This is a genomic window from Streptomyces sp. NPDC088733 (assembly GCF_044751185.1).
GTDB lineage: Bacteria > Actinomycetota > Actinomycetes > Streptomycetales > Streptomycetaceae > Actinacidiphila.
The window spans coordinates 1-19,698 of sequence record NZ_JBIVLH010000043.1 but is presented as its reverse complement, the minus strand read 5'-3'; the positions used below and the strand labels follow the sequence as shown (position 1 = coordinate 19,698).

Annotated in this window: 13 protein-coding genes and 2 pseudogenes; 9 read left to right on the top strand and 6 right to left on the bottom strand. The window is 67.6% G+C overall.

Going from position 1 to position 19,698, the window contains the following annotated elements; all coding sequences use genetic code 11:
- The first annotated feature begins 845 nt into the window (after nucleotides 1-845).
- Nucleotides 846-1,979: a hypothetical protein gene (locus tag ACIP64_RS40035; RefSeq protein ID WP_401597405.1), complete on the top strand. Its 1,134-nt coding sequence runs from the start codon at nucleotides 846-848 to the stop codon at nucleotides 1,977-1,979.
- A gap of 82 nt (nucleotides 1,980-2,061) precedes the next feature.
- Here the strand turns inward: ACIP64_RS40035 and ACIP64_RS40030 are convergent, their stop codons facing one another.
- Nucleotides 2,062-2,454 (bottom strand): hypothetical protein, encoded by a 393-nt coding sequence (locus tag ACIP64_RS40030; RefSeq protein WP_401597402.1) that lies wholly within the window; start codon nucleotides 2,452-2,454, stop codon nucleotides 2,062-2,064.
- A 1,407-nt stretch (nucleotides 2,455-3,861) separates the two neighbouring features.
- Here ACIP64_RS40030 and ACIP64_RS40025 point away from each other — a divergent pair.
- Nucleotides 3,862-4,320, top strand: a complete 459-nt coding sequence (locus ACIP64_RS40025; RefSeq protein WP_401597399.1) for a hypothetical protein — start codon at nucleotides 3,862-3,864, stop codon at nucleotides 4,318-4,320.
- A 291-nt stretch (nucleotides 4,321-4,611) separates the two neighbouring features.
- Here the strand turns inward: ACIP64_RS40025 and ACIP64_RS40020 are convergent, their stop codons facing one another.
- Nucleotides 4,612-4,836 carry a multiprotein-bridging factor 1 family protein gene (locus ACIP64_RS40020; RefSeq protein WP_401597397.1) on the bottom strand — a complete coding sequence of 75 codons (225 nt, stop codon included), beginning with the start codon at nucleotides 4,834-4,836 and terminating at the stop codon, nucleotides 4,612-4,614.
- A gap of 183 nt (nucleotides 4,837-5,019) precedes the next feature.
- On the opposite strand from ACIP64_RS40020, the gene ACIP64_RS40015 reads away from it, so the two are divergent.
- On the top strand, nucleotides 5,020-5,943 hold the full coding sequence (locus tag ACIP64_RS40015; RefSeq protein WP_401597395.1) for a hypothetical protein: 924 nt from the start codon (nucleotides 5,020-5,022) through the stop codon (nucleotides 5,941-5,943).
- Nucleotides 5,944-5,990: 47 nt separating this feature from the next.
- Nucleotides 5,991-7,727 carry a hypothetical protein gene (locus ACIP64_RS40010; protein WP_401597392.1) on the top strand — a complete coding sequence of 579 codons (1,737 nt, stop codon included), beginning with the start codon at nucleotides 5,991-5,993 and terminating at the stop codon, nucleotides 7,725-7,727.
- A 197-nt stretch (nucleotides 7,728-7,924) separates the two neighbouring features.
- On the opposite strand, the pseudogene ACIP64_RS40005 reads toward ACIP64_RS40010, so the two are convergent.
- Nucleotides 7,925-8,338 (bottom strand): annotated as a pseudogene (locus ACIP64_RS40005) (SulP family inorganic anion transporter); the annotation flags it as partial.
- A gap of 125 nt (nucleotides 8,339-8,463) precedes the next feature.
- Between ACIP64_RS40005 and ACIP64_RS40000 the strand changes: the two are divergent.
- The 3 genes and pseudogenes from ACIP64_RS40000 to ACIP64_RS39990 all read left to right on the top strand — a co-directional run.
- Nucleotides 8,464-8,653 (top strand): annotated as a pseudogene (locus ACIP64_RS40000) (hypothetical protein); the annotation flags it as partial.
- A gap of 214 nt (nucleotides 8,654-8,867) precedes the next feature.
- Nucleotides 8,868-9,485 carry a hypothetical protein gene (locus tag ACIP64_RS39995; protein ID WP_401597390.1) on the top strand — a complete coding sequence of 206 codons (618 nt, stop codon included), beginning with the start codon at nucleotides 8,868-8,870 and terminating at the stop codon, nucleotides 9,483-9,485.
- A 235-nt stretch (nucleotides 9,486-9,720) separates the two neighbouring features.
- Nucleotides 9,721-10,620 (top strand): universal stress protein, encoded by a 900-nt coding sequence (locus ACIP64_RS39990; protein WP_401597388.1) that lies wholly within the window; start codon nucleotides 9,721-9,723, stop codon nucleotides 10,618-10,620.
- Nucleotides 10,621-10,716: 96 nt separating this feature from the next.
- Here the strand turns inward: ACIP64_RS39990 and ACIP64_RS39985 are convergent, their stop codons facing one another.
- On the bottom strand, nucleotides 10,717-11,256 hold the full coding sequence (locus ACIP64_RS39985; RefSeq protein WP_401597385.1) for a hypothetical protein: 540 nt from the start codon (nucleotides 11,254-11,256) through the stop codon (nucleotides 10,717-10,719).
- Between the two features lie 66 nt (nucleotides 11,257-11,322).
- Between ACIP64_RS39985 and ACIP64_RS39980 the strand changes: the two genes are divergently transcribed.
- Both ACIP64_RS39980 and ACIP64_RS39975 read left to right on the top strand, forming a co-directional pair.
- Nucleotides 11,323-11,757, top strand: a complete 435-nt coding sequence (locus tag ACIP64_RS39980; protein ID WP_401597382.1) for a DMT family transporter — start codon at nucleotides 11,323-11,325, stop codon at nucleotides 11,755-11,757.
- 323 nt (nucleotides 11,758-12,080) lie between these two features.
- A complete protein-coding gene (locus ACIP64_RS39975) occupies nucleotides 12,081-12,578 on the top strand; it encodes a hypothetical protein (RefSeq protein WP_401597379.1) in 498 nt (165 codons plus the stop codon).
- Between the two features lie 720 nt (nucleotides 12,579-13,298).
- Here ACIP64_RS39975 and ACIP64_RS39970 read toward each other — a convergent pair.
- A complete protein-coding gene (locus ACIP64_RS39970; RefSeq protein WP_401597377.1) occupies nucleotides 13,299-16,994 on the bottom strand; it encodes a S8 family serine peptidase in 3,696 nt (1,231 codons plus the stop codon).
- 1,430 nt (nucleotides 16,995-18,424) lie between these two features.
- The gene (locus ACIP64_RS39965; protein WP_401597374.1) at nucleotides 18,425-19,504 is read right to left on the bottom strand and encodes a hypothetical protein; all 1,080 of its coding nucleotides are present in this window, start codon (nucleotides 19,502-19,504) and stop codon (nucleotides 18,425-18,427) included.
- Nucleotides 19,505-19,698: the final 194 nt, after the last annotated feature.

Genomic DNA, 19,698 nt, shown 5'->3' with positions numbered 1-19,698 from the left:
AATTGCCCCGCGTCCACCGTGCCCGCCCCCAGGCTGCGCGGTGGTCTCGCGGCCTGGCCCACGCTTCGGCATCGGCCCCGCCGACCACTGCGTCCCGCACTTGCACCCCACCCGGGGCCCCGATTCCATCTGAGGCGCCTCGAGTGGTTCTACGACCATGACCGCATCGAGGATTCCTTCTTTGACGGCACCCTCGACCCCGCCGGGGGCGCGAGCGTCCCCGGCGTCCCGGCGCACTTGGCCGCGGCCTGACCTGCCGGGACCGCAGGGCGAACGGCTTCTGGGCGACCGGAGGACTTGCGCCCGGGCAACCTCGCCGACAACCCGGCGGTCGAGTGCTGCACGGACCAGAGCGCCAGCGTGGCGGAGGAGTGAGCCCTGTGGCACAGCGTCGCCGACGCGATCAGCGTGCTCATCGGCGGAAACGCTTGCGAGCACCGCTTCTCCCTGTTCGGATACGGCTCCAACACTAGATTTCGCTGGGCGCTCCAGCGGAAAAGTGGGCGGTCCCGCTGCGCGGGCAATGGACTTGCCGGGGTGTGCGAGCGGGGCCGCACTCCTACCGTGCACCCGGATGGCTGAGGGTGCATCCGCTACAGCCAAGTTGCCGGAATGAGCCTTCTCCGCAAGCACCCATTCCAGCGTGGGGTTGTGCTCACGCGGCGACCCCCTCCGTCGAGCACTGCCAAGGCACCGTTGACGCAGCAATGCCACGACTCGTGGACCTATCGCGGAGACCCGCGGCCAAGCCCGGACGAGTTGCTCCGCTGCGCGGGGGCCGGTGCGCTCCCGCCGGACTCACAGAATCGGCCTCACAGTGTGCGTGGGCCTGGCAGGCTGGCGGGGTGGTGTACGTCGTGACCGTGGATACCCGCATTCCCGCCGGCGGTGCGGAGATGGACGCCCTGCACCGGACCGGGGCGCTGGCACTGCTCAAAGAGGGCTTCGATGCGATCGAAGCAATCGAAGGACCGGACGGCATCGAGGTCGACCTCCTCGACAGCATCGTCGCCGTCCACCCCGGCGGGGCCATGGTGAAGGTGTTCGTGGAGGCGCCGGCATTGGAGTTCGCCGAAGAATCCGTGTCCGCGGCAGTCGCCGAGCTCCTGGACAGGTCAGAGCTCCTGGCTGACTGGACCATCGAGCGGTGTGCGGTCGAGCTCCACCCTGATCTGGCTCGCGAGAGCCTGGAAGCCGCGGATGGACCCGATGCTCCCCCTGACGACCCTGCGGCCCGACGGGCAATTCTCGGGCAGTCGCCTCAGGCTGGAGCCGAAACGGAGCCATTCGATGCCCAGGCAGACGCCGAAGAAGCTGAACGGTCAATGCGGTCCATGGCCACCGAGCTTCGGGCGTTCGGGCCCGGGATGTTCGGCTGCCTAACCGAAGAGGAGCTCCAGGACGGCGACCCGGAGTCGACCTACGACGAGGATTTCAGCACCACCGCCAGCGACGCCGAACTCGCGGCCGGCGCCCTGGTGTACGGCACGAGCTTGCTGGTGGATGAACTGTTCCAGGACGCCGAGACCCTGAGCCATGAGAACAGCAACGTCGCCGAGTGCGAGGGAATGATGTGGCTGCTGGATGAGCTGCCTGGCCGCTACGCCCTCCAATACAACGCTCAGTTCACCCGCCGTTTCCTGGTGACAGCCCTCGCCATGACGACCCGATTCACGGAAGGCACATTCCAACAGCTCAGCTGCGTCGCCGAAGAGCTGGCCCTGAAGCTGCTGCTACGGGAGGCGAGCGTCGTTCTTGACACGCACGGCCTTCTCAGCTCGGGAGTGTCGTCGGCACTCGACGTGTTCGCCAACGGCGTCTACGAGGACATGGACTTCGAGTGGCTCTACGACGACTCCATGGACGGCATCGACGAGGCCCCGGAGACAGCGTCCCTGGGCATCGCGCCGATGGATCTCGGCTCCTGGTTCACCCCGTTCAACAAAGGCAGGTACGTACACCCGTACGCCAGCAGCTAGAAGAAGAGCCGCTGGGGCGATTCGGAACCTGACCCGCCGGAGGCACGGCGCACTACCACTGGGTCCGAGCCGCCTGGCCTGCTTAGTCCGTCCCGTGCGACGCCTCTTCTGGGCCGAAGACGCACTCCAAAAGCTGTGCATGCTCCTTGGCAGCGTTCGCCGACCCGAGGCTGAGCGAGCCCGCCAGCGTCTCCCATGTCTCTCCCGCCTCGAGAGCGTCCTGGATGGCCTCGTGTTCCTGCTGCAGCAGCCACCAGCGCATGATCGAGAAATCATCCATGGGATCTTCGTGGCCGCGTCCTCGCGCCCTTGAGTCTCGGCCGAGTAGCTGGGTAAGCGCCCGGACACGTTCCTGCGTCCGACCATCCAGGGCCGAAGCATCAGCGGCGCGATCGCCCTCGACTCGACGGCCGGTGATGCGCCGCATGGCGCGCAAGGCATCGTCGGTCGAGACACCACTGTTCTTGTTCGTCATGCCCAGAAGTCTGCTCCGGCAGGGCCAGCACCCGGCTCACTTTCGCGACGAAACACACAAACGAGCACAGGATGGCCACGATAACCTCCGGCTCCGATAACCGCCGACTGCCCCCTCACCCGTATGCACCAATTGGAATGCGATTCGAATAACATGCCCTCAGGCTAGCCACATGCTGATTCCCGGGCCTCGCCTTCAAAGACTTGCGCTTGTTGCTCTGCTGGACCGCTGCCGGCGCACTGTCCTACTTGTTGATCGGGCAGGGTCCTGGTCACCCATGGCAGGCCAGACGACCAGCCCAGCCTCGTACGGGTCCGCAGCGTCGGCTCTCACAAAGGCGGGAACCGCCGGGACCGTCGCTGTGCACTTTGGATCTGTGGTCGGGCACATCTGGGCGTCGCATCCCCATCCCTCCTCAGGCCACCGGGTTGAGAGGCGACTACTCCTGGCCATCCCGGAGAGCCCCCTACCCGCGGAGCTCATCAGACACATCGCGGCTGCGGATCCCACCCAACCCGCCAGGTGGTGGACTCCGGCACAGCTGCGTCAGCCTGGGACTCGCGTCCTACCGCCAGAGCTACCGGATGTCGTGGATGGCTATTGGGACGGATGGCTACCTGACGGGCCCTTGACCCTCGAGTGGCAATAGTCTGCGCGTACCCTGCCGGTCCTGACTGATGAAGGCGCCGAGGCAGGGGCTTCCCTGAGGAACCGCGGTACACCCGGTACGGGAGCCACCTTCTCTCGAAGCGGCCCTGCCTACACGGGCTCGCGACAATGTCTGGCTGCCGTGGGGGACAGCTCAAGTAGGAAACTCCTACACAGGCCTGTCCCCCAAACCACTAGGACGCGGCAGTCGAGACGGGCAGACCAGAGGTCGACAGGCTTGCCGTCGGCATGGCCCAGGACTGTTCAGACAACATCCGCCCACCAGGACCTGTCCTCCTGACCCGACCTTCAGAAGTCCATCGCAACATCAACACGGGCCGGTCGATTCTGGCAGGCGCTGTGAATCCAGCCCTGTACGCAAACGCCGCACCAGCTACCCATCTGCCGCCCCCAGCCCTACCCGACCTTGCGCAGCAGGTTTCAACAGACATACACACGCAGATGCCTTCAACGAAACAGGCCTCACGTCCTGGAAAATCAGGCCTGGCACACAACCTGTCCAATTGGCGAGGCGGAATGGTTTCACAGCCCACTGTGCTAGCTAACCCAACAAACCTGCCCCTGTGTCACCCGTGCCTCGAGACAGGAAAAATGCAGACAGGGCCAAAAACAGGGGCACAGGTAATTTGCAGCGCTCTATGTACACCTCACCTGAGGTACTCGATCTTGTCGCCACATCGGGTGAATTACCCCTTGCGAAGGGGTTCCCCTGTGCCTTCTCATGGATACCGTTCTCACATGATTGAGGACCTTCCATGGGCGGAGTACGCCAGCGATCCGGATAAGTACGTCAAGATGCTCGAACAGGAGGAGGAAGCAACTCAAAAAGATCTCTTCAAGGTGCGCCAAAGGTTGCGACACGTTCGTCACCTCAAGAAGCAGAAGGACACCTTCGAGGACTGGAAACGCAACGGAGTGCCTGATCAGCGCAAGGCAGACGACCTACACTCGCCCGACTACGGCGATCCGGACGAGGAGTCCGGCTCAAGTGGCTCCCGAGGCCCCACTCGCAAGCAGCTCGTCAAGGAGTTGTTGGTCCAGGACCCCAGCCGCATTTGGAAGGTGGCCCAGGTCGTTGCCGCCTTGCAGGACGGAAACGAGAAGGCTCTCCGCGTCGCTATGGACGACATGTGGCGTGCCGGCATTCTCCACAAGCACCCCGGTGCGCTTTACCAGTACAACGTCGATCACGGCTAGCGTGCTCGGCACAGGCACCACTCCTGGCGAGAGCGCGTAAAAGGAAGGCCGCCACCAGGACTTACGCCTCTGGTGGCGGCCGACAGCAACGAACATTCCGAGAACCTTCCACAGAGCCGGATCAGTTCGTGCCACGCTTCACTTTACGGACGGCCGCGTGCCGCCGGTAGCGGGTTACGAGAAATGGTGCCGCCCTTCCCCCGAAGGGATGACCACCTCATGTTCGATCTCGCGTATTCAATGACTCTGCCCACCGCTGCCGTCGGAGCGCGCGTGATTACCGGGCGTACGTCATACACCGCGCCCAGGCCACAGATCCACGTCGAGCGCCTTCTCGAGGTTCGCGATCGTCAACAAGTCCGGCCACGCCTCCCCCGCGAGGGCCTTTGTGATCGTGTACCGCGCGACGCCGCTCTGACGGGAGAGTTCGGCAACGGACCACTGCTTCCCGTCGATCGCGGCCTGGAGCTTGGCAGCAAGCGCTTGGGCGACACGGGCCCCGTGGTGTTCCTCCATGACGGCCTCAGGCCATGTGCCGCTGATGCGATAAGCACGCGGTGGCAGTCTGCGGGCATCTCCTTGCGGCATGAAGTGCAGTCTGACTCATCCGGTCCTCCCAAGTCGCGTCCGGCCTCCACCTCGGATAGATGTTATTCGAATAGCACCCCGTCCGCTGGGGTGCTGGTGTGGCGGCATGTGATGAGTCAACGGATCAACTCCTATCGTCCGGCCGGTTCCCCCGCGGGGTGGAGCCGCGTCGGCGACGAGGTGCGCCGCGTGGTCCTGGCTGCTGACCCGCTGACGCCCTACAAGGCGCGCGAGTTGCTCACGGCGCTGGCGCAGTTGGCTCTCTTCTGTAACGGCGAAGGCCTGCCGGCCACGGCGGAGGTCTGGCTCTCGCGCGAGGTCATCGAGCGGTTCATCGCCGTGGGCTGCCCTCAGGTCGGGGCAGGAACGCGCGGGAACTACCGCACACGGCTGCTACGCCTGCGCGAGATCGTCATCGGTGGCGAGTGCCTGACCGGCGCTCCCGCGAAGCTCTCCGCCTCAACCGCGAACTGTCCCTACAGCCGCACCGAACTGGCCGACCTGTGGGGCTGGGCCGGCAGCCAGCCGACCGATGAACTGCGCTGGGGCTGCAAGACGTTGATGGCCCTGGGAGCCGGTGCAGGCCTCGACTCGCCCGAGATCATCCCTCTGCGTGCTCACGACGTACGCCGGCCCCTCAGCGGGGCAGGAGCCGTCGTCGTGGCCACCCGCGGCCGCCGGGAGCGGCTCATCGTGTGCCGTAGGCGCTGGGAGGGCGTCCTGGGTGCCGCGGCCGAGCGTCTGGAGAACCCTGGGACCGCCAGCTATCTGTTCCGGCCCAACTGCCACAGCCGCGGTACGAACACCGTGACGAACTTCCTATCCCGCACGCGGCGCAGCCACGACTTTCCACGCCTGGTCATGGGCCGCCTGCGCGCGACCTGGCTGCTGGAGCTCTTCGAGGAGCGGCTCCCGATCACCGTGATCGTCGCAGCCGCCGGTGTGGACACGCTCCACGGCCTGTCGCGGATCCTCCCCTTCCTGCCCGGGGTCTCCCCGACGGACGCCGCGGCCCTTCTGCGAGGCGAGCAATGACGGGCGGACGGACAGCGGCAAAGGACCGCCACGCGCGGCTGGCAGCCATGCGTGTCCAGCGCAACCACCTATCCGACGCGGACGTCGAGCCCGCCATCGAAGAAGTGGACGGCAGCTCGCTCGTCCCGCTGCTGGAAGAGTTTGTTCACCTCCCCCGTGGGCGCCATCGCCGGCTCCGCCTTCGCACCCTGCTGATCGGTCTCCACCTGTGCTGCCAGATCACCGGCGGAAAGATCATCCTGGAGCGGACCACGGACGTCCTCTACTTCCGCCTCAGCCCGGCCATGCGCACCCAACTCGAAATCCCTGACTACGAGGACAACGACTGGGGCTTCGAGGCCGCCTACGCCGTCGTACGCCGTCTGTTCCACGCCATGAAGACCGCAATGGACCCATCGCCTCTGCCTCCCAACAAGCACCTCACGCGCCAAGAGGCCCAGAGGCTCATCGACACGGCCGACCCCGCGGATCTCGCAGCGCGCGAGCATCGGCTGGCCTTGTTCACCGAGTTCGTACTCGACGCGTCCGTGGGCCCGCTCAAGAATCTGCTCGCCGAACTGACGGGCGGCGTAGCCGTGGATGCGACTCCCGTGCGTACCTACGCCCGCGGCCGCCGCACCAACGGGCCTGAACTGTCCACCGACCCCGATGCCGGTTGGTACGTACGAGAGGGCGACCACCGCGACCCAGACGCCTCGCCCCTCGCCGACGACGCAGAGCCCTCCCGGAAGTCGCGAAAGCTCTCAGGCATCCCGCAGAAGAAGCCCTCCTTGAGGAAGCGCTACCTCTTCGGCTTCGACGCCCATCTCGCCGTCACCAGGGACACCCGGCACGACAAGCCGCTCCTAGACGACGGCACGCCCGATCCCGAGGTCCCCCCGGCACTCGTCCTCGGTCTTTGCCTGGACAAGCCCGGAGAGCGGCCCGCATACAACGGATTGAAAACGATCTCCCGGCTCCAGAAGCGCGGCTACGCCCCCGGCTACCTCGCCGGCGACCGCGCCTACAACAACTCCGAACCGGCCGAATGGCAGTTGCCCGTCCGGGCCCTGGGCTACCAGCCCGTCTACGACTACCGCGTCGACCAGCTCGGCAACCAGGGCGGAACCCAAGGAGCAATCCTCGTCGAAGGCACCTGGTACTGCCCCTCCATGCCCCAGGCCCTCATCGACGCCACCGGCGACCTCCACGCCGGCCGCATCGACCGCGAGACCTGGACCGCGCGCATCGCCGCACGTAAGCCCTACCGCCTGATGCCCAAAGAACGGCAGGACGCCGAAGGCCACCAGCGCATGATGTGCCCCGCAGAGGCTGGCAAGGTCCAGTGCCCCCTCAAGCCCCGTTCCTTGGGCCGCGGCATCCAGCTCCCCCTCGTCGACCCGGAGCCAAGCCCGACCGGCCCCGTCAAGGTCTGCCGCCAGCGAGCCATCACCCTCGCCCCAGAAGAAGGGGCCAAGCACTGGCAGGCCCTGGACTACGGCGATGAACAGTGGCAGAAGATCTACTTCCGCCTCCGCAACAGCGTCGAAGGCTTCAACGGCTTCGCCAAGAGCCCACTCGCCGAATCCATCGAGTCCTCGCGGTCACGGCCCATCCGCGGCCTCGCCGCCCAGACCATCCTTCTTGTGTTCCAGATCGCCCACGCCAACAGACGCAAGATCACAAGATGGCTGGACAGCCTGGCCCTCAGCGGGGAACGACCCGTCAGGCGCACGAACCGCAGACGCAAGACGAAGCCCCTGGGCACCTGGACCCCGATCGGCCACCTGACGCCCGCCACCTGAGTGACAGGCATCACACCCAGGACATCACCTCAACACGGAAGCCCCCTCGTCGACCTGTGACGGCCGACGAGGGGGCTTCGACGTGTGAGGGACGTTACGTTCAGCCAACCCGACCTGCGGATCCCTAGATCAACGCGAGAAGCGGGCCCCGGGAGCGACTTTCGTCACTTCCGGAGGCCCGTTTCGTCGGTACCTCGTACCGGCCGCGAGAGCAGGTCCGCCACGAATCCCACCCGTGCGGCCCACGCGACCACTGCCAGCAGCCCGACCACTACAGCGAGCGCGGCTGCCAGCACCGCATACCGCCCGGGGTCTCCCGCGGCCAGCGGCCCCACGACTGTTGCCGTCATCAGTGCGGTCGTCGACTCCGGGCCGATGGACATCTGCCGGGACGACCCCAGCACCGCGTACAGCAGCAGCGGTGCCAGGGCCGCCCACAACCCCGCAACCGGTGGGACCCCGGCCAGGCCCGCGTAAGCCATGACCTGCGGTACCAGGTACGCAGCGACCGTCAGGCCCGCCAGGATGTCACCCCGCAGCCATGAACTGCGGTACCCGGTCAGTACCGCGACTCCGGGCAGGGTCCTGTGCCACCTCTGTGACTTCGGCATGCGCCCATCCTGGCCCGGAGACCTGAGACGGCGCGGACATCCGGGGGCGCAGGGCATGTCGGTACCCGCACGGCTGACCGGAGCCGACGCCTTCCCTCGGCAACGCTCCGGCTCTGTCGCCCTCGCTGCCGCGCAGGCACCGGCCGGAACTCGCCGTGCACGTCATCGACATCGTCGACCTGGCACGACTGCTGCCCAACGACGAGCACCCGCACGGCATGGCCGACCCGGAGTACAACGCCCTGTTCACCCGCGACAAGCCGGTCATCCATCGTCGACCACGGCTCCCCGTGGCTCATCCACCGCCTGGCGTACTGAGCGCCGCCCACAGCCCGATGGCGGCCCGTCACCTGGGAGGTCGGCCTTGTCCAGACGTCGTCCACCCAACAAGCCCAAGCGGCAGGGCTGTTCGGCCCTCGTGGAATGGGCCTTCGGCCCACGGCAGTGCCCTTCGTACAGCGGGACAGTGAGGACACAAGAACGACGCCACCATCCATCGTCCGTGCACCGTCCCGAAGGGATCAGCATCATGGCCATCCAAGGACACCCCCACCGGCGCACCGGCCTCCGCCTTCCGTCTCTGCACGAGACCGGAGCCGTGCCGACATCCGGTGAGGAGGCCACCGGCACAGCGACACAGGCGTACGTCTTCGCCAGCCTGCGTGTCCTGACCGGTTTCGTCTTCCTGTGGGCCTTCCTCGACAAGACCTTCGGATTCGGCTACGCCACCGCCTCCGGCAAGGGCTGGATCGACGGCGGCTCTCCCACCAAGGGATTCCTCAGCGGTGTCGCCGCAGGGCCGATGCAATCCACGTTCCACAGCTGGGCCGGCGCCGGCTGGGTGGACTGGCTGTTCATGCTCGGGCTGCTCGGCGTAGGCATCGCCGTCATGAGCGGTGTGGCTCTGCGGCTCGCTGCCGTCGCCGGCACCGCCTTGATGGCCATGATGTGGATCGCCGAATGGCCGCCTGCGAAGCACCTGGCCGACGGGTCCCCGAGTATGTCGAGCAACCCGTTCGTCGACTACCACGTCGTCTACGCCGTGGTGCTGATCGCGCTGGCCGCCGGCTCTGCGGGCGCCACCTGGGGCCTGGGAAGGGTCTGGGCCCGGCTGCCCCTCATCCACGACCACGCCTGGCTCCGCTGAGCCCGCCCGTACGTCCCGGTCAACGGGCCCGGGGACCCTACGTCCCCGGGCCTTTGCGGCGATTGGGCCATTGGCGTGTACGGCAACCAGTCGGAACTCGCGTGAGTTCTCCTGTTCGCCGCATGGGCCGGTCGGTCCCGCGAGGGGACCTGCGGCCCATGCGGCCCCCGCGTCCGCCGGGCACGCTGGAATCAGGGCCGCGCCTGCTGGCCACTCTCCGTGAGGGGGTCATCGTATGCTCCGTCCTGTCATCGCCGGCCTGGACGGTTCGGCCGAGAGCCTGTCGGCCGCCGACTGGGCGGCCAGGGAGGCCGGTCTGCGCGGCCTGCCCCTGCGGTTGCTGCATGCCTGGGAATGGCAGCCGTACGCCAATGCACCGCTTGCCGGGCCGGTCGCCGTTCGCGCCTGGGCCGCTGCTGTACCCCGGGACGCGGCCGTCGCCCTGCGCCATCGGTACCCACGGCTGGAGATCACGTCCGAGGAGATCTCCGGGCAGCCGGTGGCGGTCCTCGCGGCCGCGGCCGACCAGGCCGAGGTCATGGCGCTCGGCTCCCGCGGCCTGCACGGCATCACCGGCTTCCTCGTCGGCTCCGTGGCGTTGGGGGTCATCGCCGCCGTGCACCGCCCGGTCGTCCTCGTCAGGGCCGGGAAGGGCCCCCAGGACGAGCACCTGCCAGATGCCGACGGGCTGGCATCGGCCACCACCGCGTACCGGGACGTCGTCCTCGGCCTCGACTTGGACCGGCCCCACGAGGACGTGCTCGCCTTCGCCTTCGATGCCGCAGCAGATCGGGCTGCCCGCCTGCAGGTCGTCCACGGCTGGACCCTGCCGCCGCACGTACACGGCCCCGGCACGGTCCTGGGGGATCTGATCAAGGCGGCGACGTCGGAACGCGACGCGGCGCTCACCGAGGCCATGCACCCGTGGCTGCTGAAGTACGCCCATGTGGACGTCCATGTTCACCAGGTCATCGGCCGGGCGGCGGACCACCTGGTGGACGCCTCCGCCAACGCCAGCCTGGTCGTGGTCGGCCGGAGGATCCGCCGCTCGGCGGTGGGCAGCCACATCGGTCCGGTCACTCACGCGGTTCTGCATCGCAGCATCGCGCCGGTGGCCGTCGTCGCTCACCCCTGACCCGGTTCGACGCCCAGACCTGGGACGAGAGTACGTAGGGGACACCTCGCCGGCGGCCTACGAACCCCCGATCACCGCATTTCGGCGGTGCCCCCTTCATTGCCTGCCGAGTGCGGCTTCTTGTCGGTCGAGGTCGTGCTGGAGGCGGCGGCGGGTGGTGTCGCTGATGCGGTGCTCGTCGTAGAGGCGGTGCAGTTCTGCGCTCTGGACGGCGATCACCGACTTCCGCAATTGTCGGTAGGCGGCGTCCAGACTGCTGCCGTCGGAGCTGTCGGTGCTCTGCTCGAGGCGGGCGCTGAGTCCGCTGCGAACGCGGGCGACGACGGTTTCGGGCATCACCTCCAGAGTGGCAAGTTCGTCGACATGGGCAAGGCCTGCGCGGTTGAGTGTGTCCCGGATGTCGGCTTCCTCGCGGGCGGTGTGCTCGGGCTCCAATACCAGCCCGGAGCGGCGCACTACGCCGGCCAGGCTCAGGCCCTGGACGACGAAGGCGAAGACCACGACGGCGGTGGTCAGTACCAAGAGCAGTGGGCGCCCGGTCAGTGCGGTGCCGCTGTCGGTGGTGAGCGGTTTGGACAGGGCTGCGGCCAGTGGCATCACGCCGCGGGTTCCGGCCCAGGTCACTACGACGGCCACGCGCCAGGACCGCCAGGCCGCGGGTGGGCTTGACCGCGCGTGTCAGCGGCAGCATGGACAGCTCTGTTGCCAGGGCTCGCCCCACTGGTCGCAGGCTTCCTGCTTGGCTTTCAGCAGGCGATGAACGGTGCGTCCGGCGCAGTGTCAGGTTCGCCTCTGCCCGCGACCTGGCTCAACTTTTGTGTGGGAACCCTGTTCCTCGCGGCGATCTGGACAGTGAAGACCCTCGCGGATGCCAGCCCGGCCAAGACATTGCCCACCGACCCGTGGCTGTATGCGGGCGGGACCTACGGGGTTGTGTTCATCGCGGCATCCGCCCACCTCGTACGCAAGGTCGGAGTTCTACTCCTCGGCATGGGCTCCATCGCCGGACAGCTCATCGGATCCCTCACCCTCGACCTTGTGGTGCCGGCCGGTAAGGAATCCCCCTCTGTGCTGACCGTGCTCGGAGCCCTTGTCACACTGGCAGCCGTCGGAATCGCCTCGCGCCAGCGACGGTGACCCGCAACGGAGCGACTGGCCAGTGCGGGCCCCGTACACAGCGTCGGGAGATCAGGATGGGGATACGGGCCTTTTTCGCTGTCCGCCTCTCTCGTCGTCACGCACAGGTCCGCGCCGGATGCCCGCGCACGCCCCGAGGGCCTGCCTGCACGGACGATGGCGTCCAGAGGAACACGCGGTCGTGCGGCCGGTGCGGCGGCCGCTCCCGGCGTGGGTCGGCGGGTCGGGTTCCTCTTGTCTGACGTTTTGTCAGAATGTCGTCGGGGCAATCCCGGGCCCGGGCCAGGCTCGTGCCCGGGGTGCGAGGAGGGCGAAGGAACGAAGTGGACCTCGGCCAGTACAAGGACAACGTGGCGCGTGCGGCCGAGGAGGCCCGAGACTGGTTCTTCCACCAGTACCTCCCGGCCTGGACCGCCGTGGCTGCGGACCCCTCCGCCGATCCCCGGGTCGTTCTGGACTTCTGGGTCCCTCCGCTCAACGTCTCAAGGGACGACCCCGACCCGGCCCGCGCCCTGTACGACTGGTGCACCGACCCGGACGCGGTACTGGTCTACCTTGCCGCGCAGCAGGAGCCGCTGCGGGCCGCCGGATACACCCACACCGATGTTCCCGACAGCCGAGTGATCGCCTACAGCTCGCACTCCGCCGGGATCGACGTGATCTGGTCGCGCCGTACTGCCGACAACACCGAGATCGAACGCCTCGGAGTCCACTTCGAGGTCCGGCGTCACGCCTCCGGCACCTGGCGCATCATCGCCATCGCCTCCCACCCGACCGACGCCGACCGCATCGCGGACACCTTCGTCACCCTGACCCCCTGATCCGCCCCCTACGCGGGGCCCGACGTCAACGGCACGTCCACAATGACCCGTTCACCTCGTACCGCCCCTAATCAGTTACTTCGTCCGGCGTGGCTCTCACGGTCGTGGAGGGGGTGAGCTGATGACAGCGCTTGAGGCCAGCATCCGCGCGACGGGAAGGCGCTCAAGGAGACCGAACTGGTGCGCGTCTGCGTCCGATCCGCATCGTCGCCTATGCGGCGGGCACGTCCCCTTGCCCGTTCAACGGCTGTGCGAAGTACGACAACACCAGCTGCAGCCTGCTTCACCCGCTCCGAGAACAACCCACCACCAGCAACGTCCCATCGCCACGGGCCTCGATCAGGGCGGTGCGGGGATTGTTGCTCTTGTGGGGCGGGCATGGCTTCCCAGCAGGTGACACGACAGGGCTGAGGGGGGCGCCGGGGCACGGTGCCCCGACGAGGACGACGGTGTAGGCGCCCAGGGCCTTCCCCTCGCGGGCGGGCAGCGCGTCCAACGGGCCCGTCCCGGGCCCGTGTGCGCGAGCGGACACCGGGTACGGTGCCCTGGGATTTCCGGAAGGAGGTGACCTGTGGGAACGCCTCAAGGCCGGCCGTCACCTCAACGACACCCGTCGGCCGAAGTGGTGGGGAGCCGGCTGAAGAGGGGGGTACGTGCGACGACGACGGGTGCCGGGGGCACTGGCCCCCGGCACCCGCCGTGCCGGCCGGGTGTGCGGTCTCAGCGGAGTTGGTAGGCGCGTTCCACGGTCTGCCGGACGGTGTTGCCTGCCTTGTCGGTGGCGGTGACGCGCAGGGTCACGAACGCGCCGCCCTTTCGCGGGTGGTCGGGCCGGTCGATGGTGGCGGTGAACCGGTTGTGGCCGCGGTCCTTGACGCGGACCCGCCCGTTCCAGCTCTTGCCGTCATCGAAGGAAACCTCGACGTTCAACCTGACCCCCGTGGGGGCGACGAGCCCGTCCTGGTTCCTGACGGTCAGGTCGACGTCGTGCCGCTTCCCGCCGTCGACGGTGTTGTCCAGGTCGGCGCGGAGGCCGTAGTCGACCTGAAGGAGCGGCAGCAGCGTCTCCCGCGCAGCGGTACCGGAGCGGAACGTCCAGGACGTGGAGGTCTTTGTGCCTGTCCGCCAGAACTCGGTCTCGCGCGCGGTCGTCAGATCCAAGCGGTAGTCGGCCGTCCCAGCAGGGACGGAGAAGTCCCTCCAGGCGTCCGCGGCCTCACTGACCCGCTTGCCGTTGCGGTAGAGGACTGCCGATACGGTGTCGCCGTGGCTGTAGGACGGATCGTCCCCCGCCGCGGACGTCCCGGCCCTCGCGCCGATGCCACCGTCCGCCGGGGGAACCTCCTTGCGGCCCCAGTGGCCGGCCACCGCGTCGGTGTACTCCGGGATCGACAGGCTGAGAACGTCACCGTTGCGGACGGCGGGACGGTTCCAGCCGCGCGGGATGGACGGCCGCACCACGGCCTTGTACCACTGCTCGGTGGCCTTTTCACCTGTCGTGAAGGTGCGCGGAGCGTCCCACAGACCCGACACCAGGGGGCCGCTCCAGTACTGCTCGGGGCCGGTCATGAAGTCGACGACGTGCATCCACTGTGTGTCGCCGGAAGTAACGTACTCCGTGCGGGACTTGTCCGTCGGCGCCCAGCGTGAGGTCTCCCAGGCGAACTCGGCGTAGGGGCGCCAGCTGAAGCGCTGCTCGCTGGTCCAGTGCAGTGGCCCGTTGTTGGCGTAGGACGCCTTGACCTGCGCGGTGTTGCGGTCCGTGACGGTGTACGTCACGTCCTTCGGGATGGACTGCTGCCAGATAGACGCGATGTCGTACAGGTACGGGCTCTCCACTGTCCCCGTCACATTGACGACGGTCGTGCGCTTCTTGATGTGGTTCAGCAGATTGGCTCCGTCGCCCGCGGTCATCCTGATCACAGGCACAGCGGTGCGGGTGTTCATCGGCTTCCAGCGGGTCCAAGCAAGGAAACCCTCGGGCAGGACGATCGCAATGCCCTTGGCCCCCGCCTTAGCGGCGGTCTTCGCGAGGTCGTCCCCTTCCATCGCGTAGTCGTCACGGATCACGGCGAGCTTGCCCCGCACAGTGCCGGGCCGCAGGTCCGGGTTGTCCCTGGTCCCCGCGTCCACGGCGACCAGTTGCTCACCCTGGGACTTGAACGGAAGCGACTGCTTGGCGTAGAACGGCTCGATGCGGAAGTCCGCGCCGCGGACCTCGACCCTGAGCTCGGGAGCCGTCATCTCCCAGCGGGAAGTGAACTCGAACGCGCCCTCGCTGACCTTGGACGTGGGATTCACGTACAGGTCTACGTCCCCGCCGCCGTCCTCGTAGTAGATGCCCTGGGTCTGCTCGACGCCGTCGATCTTCCGGTACATCTGGTACGTCAGGTTGTTGCGCCGCTCGGCGGGTTTGGGCGTGCGCACGCGCAGCAGCCTGGTCTCGCGCGCGTCCAGGGTGACGGTTGTGTCCTTGGTGACCTTCACCTCGGGGTTGATGACCTGGATTACCCGGACGCCGTCAGCGCCTCCGCCCTCCAGAAGGGTGCCGGCAATCTGATAGGTGCCCTCCTCCACCTCGGCGACCCCCATATCGGTGAACCGGACCTCGGTGTCCCCGCCGAAGACGTCCAGCAAACCCCACACGGTGGGCTCACCGTCGCGTCCGTAGGACGTGGTGGTGATCGTGTGCATCGGGGCGCGGACCCAGAGGCTGAGCGTGGTGTGCACCGAGACGCCGCCGGTGGACGTGGCGGTGACGTAGCCGTAGAAGGAGCCGCGACCCGCCTTCGCCGGGTCGATTCCGACCGGTACCTCGACGGTTGCGCCCGGGGCGAGGCGGACGGTGCTCGAACCCAGCGTCAGCGTCTGCGCCGGGAGTTCCGTACCGCTCTTGGTCGTCAGCGCCGCACGCAGGTTCAGCGACACCTCGTTGCCGGAGTTGTTGGAGTAGCGGACCACCCCCGCGCGCTGCACCGGGGACGCGTCACGGTCGAACGGGCCCAGGATGATCGTGCCGGTGGCTGTGACCGGGGAGGTGAACGCCGCCTTGACGTCGACGCGGCCACCGCCCTGCTCGGTGGGCACCTGGCCCGACACCGTGTGGGAGGTGCTGATCAGCGCGTCCTTGAGCTGCTCACCCGTCCAGTCGGGGTGCTGACCGGCGAGCAGGGCAGCCGCCCCGGTGACGTGGGGCGTGGCCATGGACGTACCGCTCGCCGCGGTGTACAGGTCGTCGACCGGGTCGCCCATGGCCGTACCGGCGGCGCGCGCGGCGACGATCCCGACGCCCGGAGCGGTGATGTCCGGCTTGGCCGCCTTGTCGCCGAAGCGCGGGCCACGACTGGAGAAGGATGCCAGCGAGTCGTCGCGGTCGACGGCGCCGACGGTGAGGGCGGCATCGGCCGCGCCGGGCGAGCCCACCGTCATCGTGCCGAGTTCGCCGGCGTTGCCCGCAGCCACGACGAAGAGCGCGCCGCTGCTGCGGGAGATCTCGTTCACCGCCTGGCTCATGGGGTCGGTGCCGTCGGTCTGCATGTCGGCGCCAAGGCTCATGTTGACGACTCTGGCGCCCTCCGCCGCGGCCCACTCCATTCCCGCGATGACCTGGGACTCGCTGCCGGAGCCGTCGTCCCCGAGCACCTTGCCGATCAGCAGGTCGGCGCTGGGCGCGACGCCCTTGCGCAGGCCCGCCGAGGCGGCGCCGCTGCCGGCGGCCGTGGCGGCGACGTGCGTTCCGTGGCCGAAGTGGTCGTCGGTGGAACCGCTGTCGCTGAAGTCCTTCGCCTCGCTGACACGGCCCGCGAGGTCCGGATGCGTCCGGTCGGCACCGGTGTCGAGGACAGCGACCTTGACGCCCTCGCCGTGGAGGCCGGCTGCCCAGGCGGCAGGCGCGTTGATCTGTGCGGTGCTGCGGTCCAGCGTGGGACGCACCTTGTGGTCCAGCCAGACCTTCGGGGTCACCGCGGCGACGCTCGCCACGTCCGCACCCGTCGCTGGGGCGAGTTGCTTCCAGAACGCGGTCAGGTCCTCGTCGGCCACGCGCAACGCCTGGGCGCCGATGCTCGGCAGTCGCCGCGGCTCGGCCGAGTCGTCCTGGAACTCCGCGAGGGCGTCCACCCGCTCGGCCGCCAAACGGGCCGGGCCCTTGGGAGCTGCCACGATCAGGGGCAGGGCGCCGCTGTGCCCCTCGTCGTACCCCTGGGCCGCCAAGCCCGCGACGTCGAACAACCCCTCGTCCAACAGCCCCGTGCGGACCAGCGGCGCCGCGTCGGAGGGCAGCACCGTCAGCGCGCCGTCCTTCTCGGTCATCTGGAACAGGACGTGCTCACGGCCCGGCGCGCGCTGTACCGATGCTGCCTTCTTGCCGTTCGGCGCGTCGCTGAGGGTGACCCGGTCGCCGGTGATCAGCCGCACGGTGACCGTGCGGTCTTGCGGCGCCGGTGTACGTGCCGCGGTCGCCGACGGAACCTGAGCCGTGGCGGGCGTGACTGCACCCGCCGCAACGATGGCCGACGTCGATATCGCCACCCAAAGGCGGATTCGTTTCACTGGTATTTCTATCCCTTCTGACATTCCGGCATTCGGGTTGGGTGTCGAAAGCGACCATCATGACGCGCCGCCGCGACCCCGACCGAATTGTCGGCATTAAGACTTCGGGACGAGATCGTTCAGGGCTATCCCCTCGCACGATTCCGAACCGCGTCTGCAGAACGTGCGGAAGCCGCTCATGCTGTTGGCGTCAACACCCCACCAGGAGGTTCGTGCCATGAGCGAGCCTCTCCTGCATCTGCAAGGTCTTGAAATCATCCCTTGCATGAAGCGAACCTGTCGCCGATTTGCCATGGCGCATTTCAGCCATGTCCTATCGGCGCCACGGGTCGCCTTACGGCCATCCGCGATCAACTCGCAGTGATGGTAAAAAAATGCCAGAAGGTTGACGCTGGGATTCTATATTTTCTGAGCGCTTGCCCGGTCTAGGGCCGTGTCCTGCATGATGGGGTTGCGGAAATCCTCAAGTGCGTTTCCCGCACCCGCAGGGGGTTCGGTGTCGCGACGGCGGACCGCCACCAGGTTGGTGCGCGGCACCCGCCGGGACCGGGCGCTTCGGTGTGGCTGCCGCAGGGCCCGCAGCCGCCGTCCTCGGCGCCGTGCGAGCCGCAACCAGCCGCCGCCACCGCGTCCGCGGATCGCCGCCTGTAGCTGATGCGACCGTATGCGAAAGCGACCACCGGTCCTTGCCGCATCGCCGCCCTGCCGATGTCATGCCGGCAGTGCCGCCCGCTCGCCGCACGCGGCACGGACCGGAGCCTGGGGATGACCGACTGATGGGCTGGGGACGGCGGGAGCACACGCGTGGCAAGCACGGTTACCGATGGCGACGGAAGGCCAGAGGGGCACGGGCAGGTTGACCTGCCCCGCCTTTCAGGTTCCAGTTCTGGTGGCTAACTGACAGCCCTTCACGGAAGGCTGGCCGTCATGCCTCGTCCCTATCCTCCGGAGTTCCGGGCGATCCTCCGGAGTTCCGGGCGCGCGCCATCGCGCTGATCCGCGCCGGCAAGCAGGCCACACAGACGGCTGTGGAGCTCGGTATCCATCCCGTCACGTTGTCGAAGTGGTTGCGGCAAGACGACATCGACAACGGGCCAGCTCATGGATCTTCAGCGGGCAGGTCATGGGGCCCTCCAACACGATGTTGGTCGGCCCGGCCCAGAACCAGCGGCTACCCGATGAGTCTAGCTGTCGGCGCCGCAGCGGCCCCCTACCGTCAGGGTAGGAGGCCACTGATCAGGCGTTGCACCCCCGCTCAAGATGGGGATCGGTCACCGAGTGGACACCGGCGATGCTCACCGCCGCTTCTGAGGCGATCCGTTGAACGTCAACGTGTGCTTGTAGTAGCCCAGGCCCCGGTAGTCCGTAGCGTTCAAGTAGGCCTCGTCCTCGATCGCCGACAGGAACAGGTTCGACCAGTTGTTCCCGGTGATCTCTCCGGTCCACAGTGCATAGCCGATTCCCGACGCACGTGACGTGTCCCTGAAAATGCTGATCAGCTCCGTGGTGCCGCCGCTCCAGCCGTTCGCGTAGGGAACCACCGCGATCTGGCCCCCACCATTGTCGGTCAGGACAAGGGCGGGCCTGGTGACAGTCTGCATCGTGCCGATCTGCTCCGGAGCGGACCAGTCACTGTGACCGACGATCTGAGACGCGGCCCACGTGTGCAGGTCCTCCCCGGCCCACGCCATGACGATGCGGTTCCAGGACTGGTGGTAGGACAGGGACGGAGCGACCTCACTGGTCGCGTGAGGGATGGCCGTGGGCGCGTGCCAGTTGTTGGGGTAGCGGTTGCTTCCCACGCCGTAGAAGAACGCGCCGTAGATCTGGGTGCTGTTGGCGCCGCGGTAGGCCAGATACACCGACTCGCCGCCGTGGTCGAGTTCGGAGTTGACGTCACCAGCGTGGTACAGCGAGGTCACCGCGGGCGGGGAGTCGTTGGGCGTGACGACGTTGTTGGGGACCTGCTGCCAGCTCCCCAGCGCCGTGATGTGGCCGTAGGCGTCCGTGGAAAGGCCCGCATAGTAGATGTGGCCGTCCGTGCCGGTGTGGTAGACGCGGAATCCGTACGCCGTCCACACGATCTGCGGCGCCGCGTGCGACTGTGCGCCCGGCCACTGCATCGGCGCGCCGTTGTTGATGGAGACCCAGATGTTGTCGTTGTCGAAACCGCGCCACACCTGGACGAGATCCCGGAGGTCGCGGGCCTCGGTGAAGCCCCGGTGCCGGAGAGGCGCACCGTTCTCGTACTGCTGGTGCGGGTAGGTCTCTTCGCCCGGCTGCGCGGCGAACGCGGTCGCCCCGGATCCCATGACGAGAGCGAGCGCTGCCATCAGCGCGACGCCGACCATCTGCACGACTCGGCGAGTACTCATGCGAGTACCCGGTGTAACTATTGCCCCCATGGAGCGCATGATCGCCTGCACTTCTTGATTGAAACGCTGACTGTATGCAGCGAACGGGTAATTGGATCTTTAGAGCTCGTAACACGATCATGTGAATCGTCTCTGGTGGGCGTGTCCGGTGCGACGATTCCGCCGTTCGTGGGGTGTGAGCAGGAAGCCGTGGA

Excerpts from the sequence above, each read along its gene's own strand:
- ACIP64_RS39965 (WP_401597374.1), bottom strand. The coding sequence starts at position 19,504 with ATGAGTACTCGCCGAGTCGTGCAGATGGTCGGCGTCGCGCTGATGGCA.
- ACIP64_RS40010 (WP_401597392.1), top strand. The coding sequence starts at position 5,991 with ATGCGTGTCCAGCGCAACCACCTATCCGACGCGGACGTCGAGCCCGCC.
- ACIP64_RS39990 (WP_401597388.1), top strand. The coding sequence starts at position 9,721 with ATGCTCCGTCCTGTCATCGCCGGCCTGGACGGTTCGGCCGAGAGCCTG.
- ACIP64_RS40030 (WP_401597402.1), bottom strand. The coding sequence starts at position 2,454 with ATGACGAACAAGAACAGTGGTGTCTCGACCGACGATGCCTTGCGCGCC.
- ACIP64_RS40020 (WP_401597397.1), bottom strand. The coding sequence starts at position 4,836 with ATGGAGGAACACCACGGGGCCCGTGTCGCCCAAGCGCTTGCTGCCAAG.
- ACIP64_RS40015 (WP_401597395.1), top strand. The coding sequence starts at position 5,020 with ATGAGTCAACGGATCAACTCCTATCGTCCGGCCGGTTCCCCCGCGGGG.
- ACIP64_RS39995 (WP_401597390.1), top strand. The coding sequence starts at position 8,868 with ATGGCCATCCAAGGACACCCCCACCGGCGCACCGGCCTCCGCCTTCCG.
- ACIP64_RS40025 (WP_401597399.1), top strand. The coding sequence starts at position 3,862 with ATGATTGAGGACCTTCCATGGGCGGAGTACGCCAGCGATCCGGATAAG.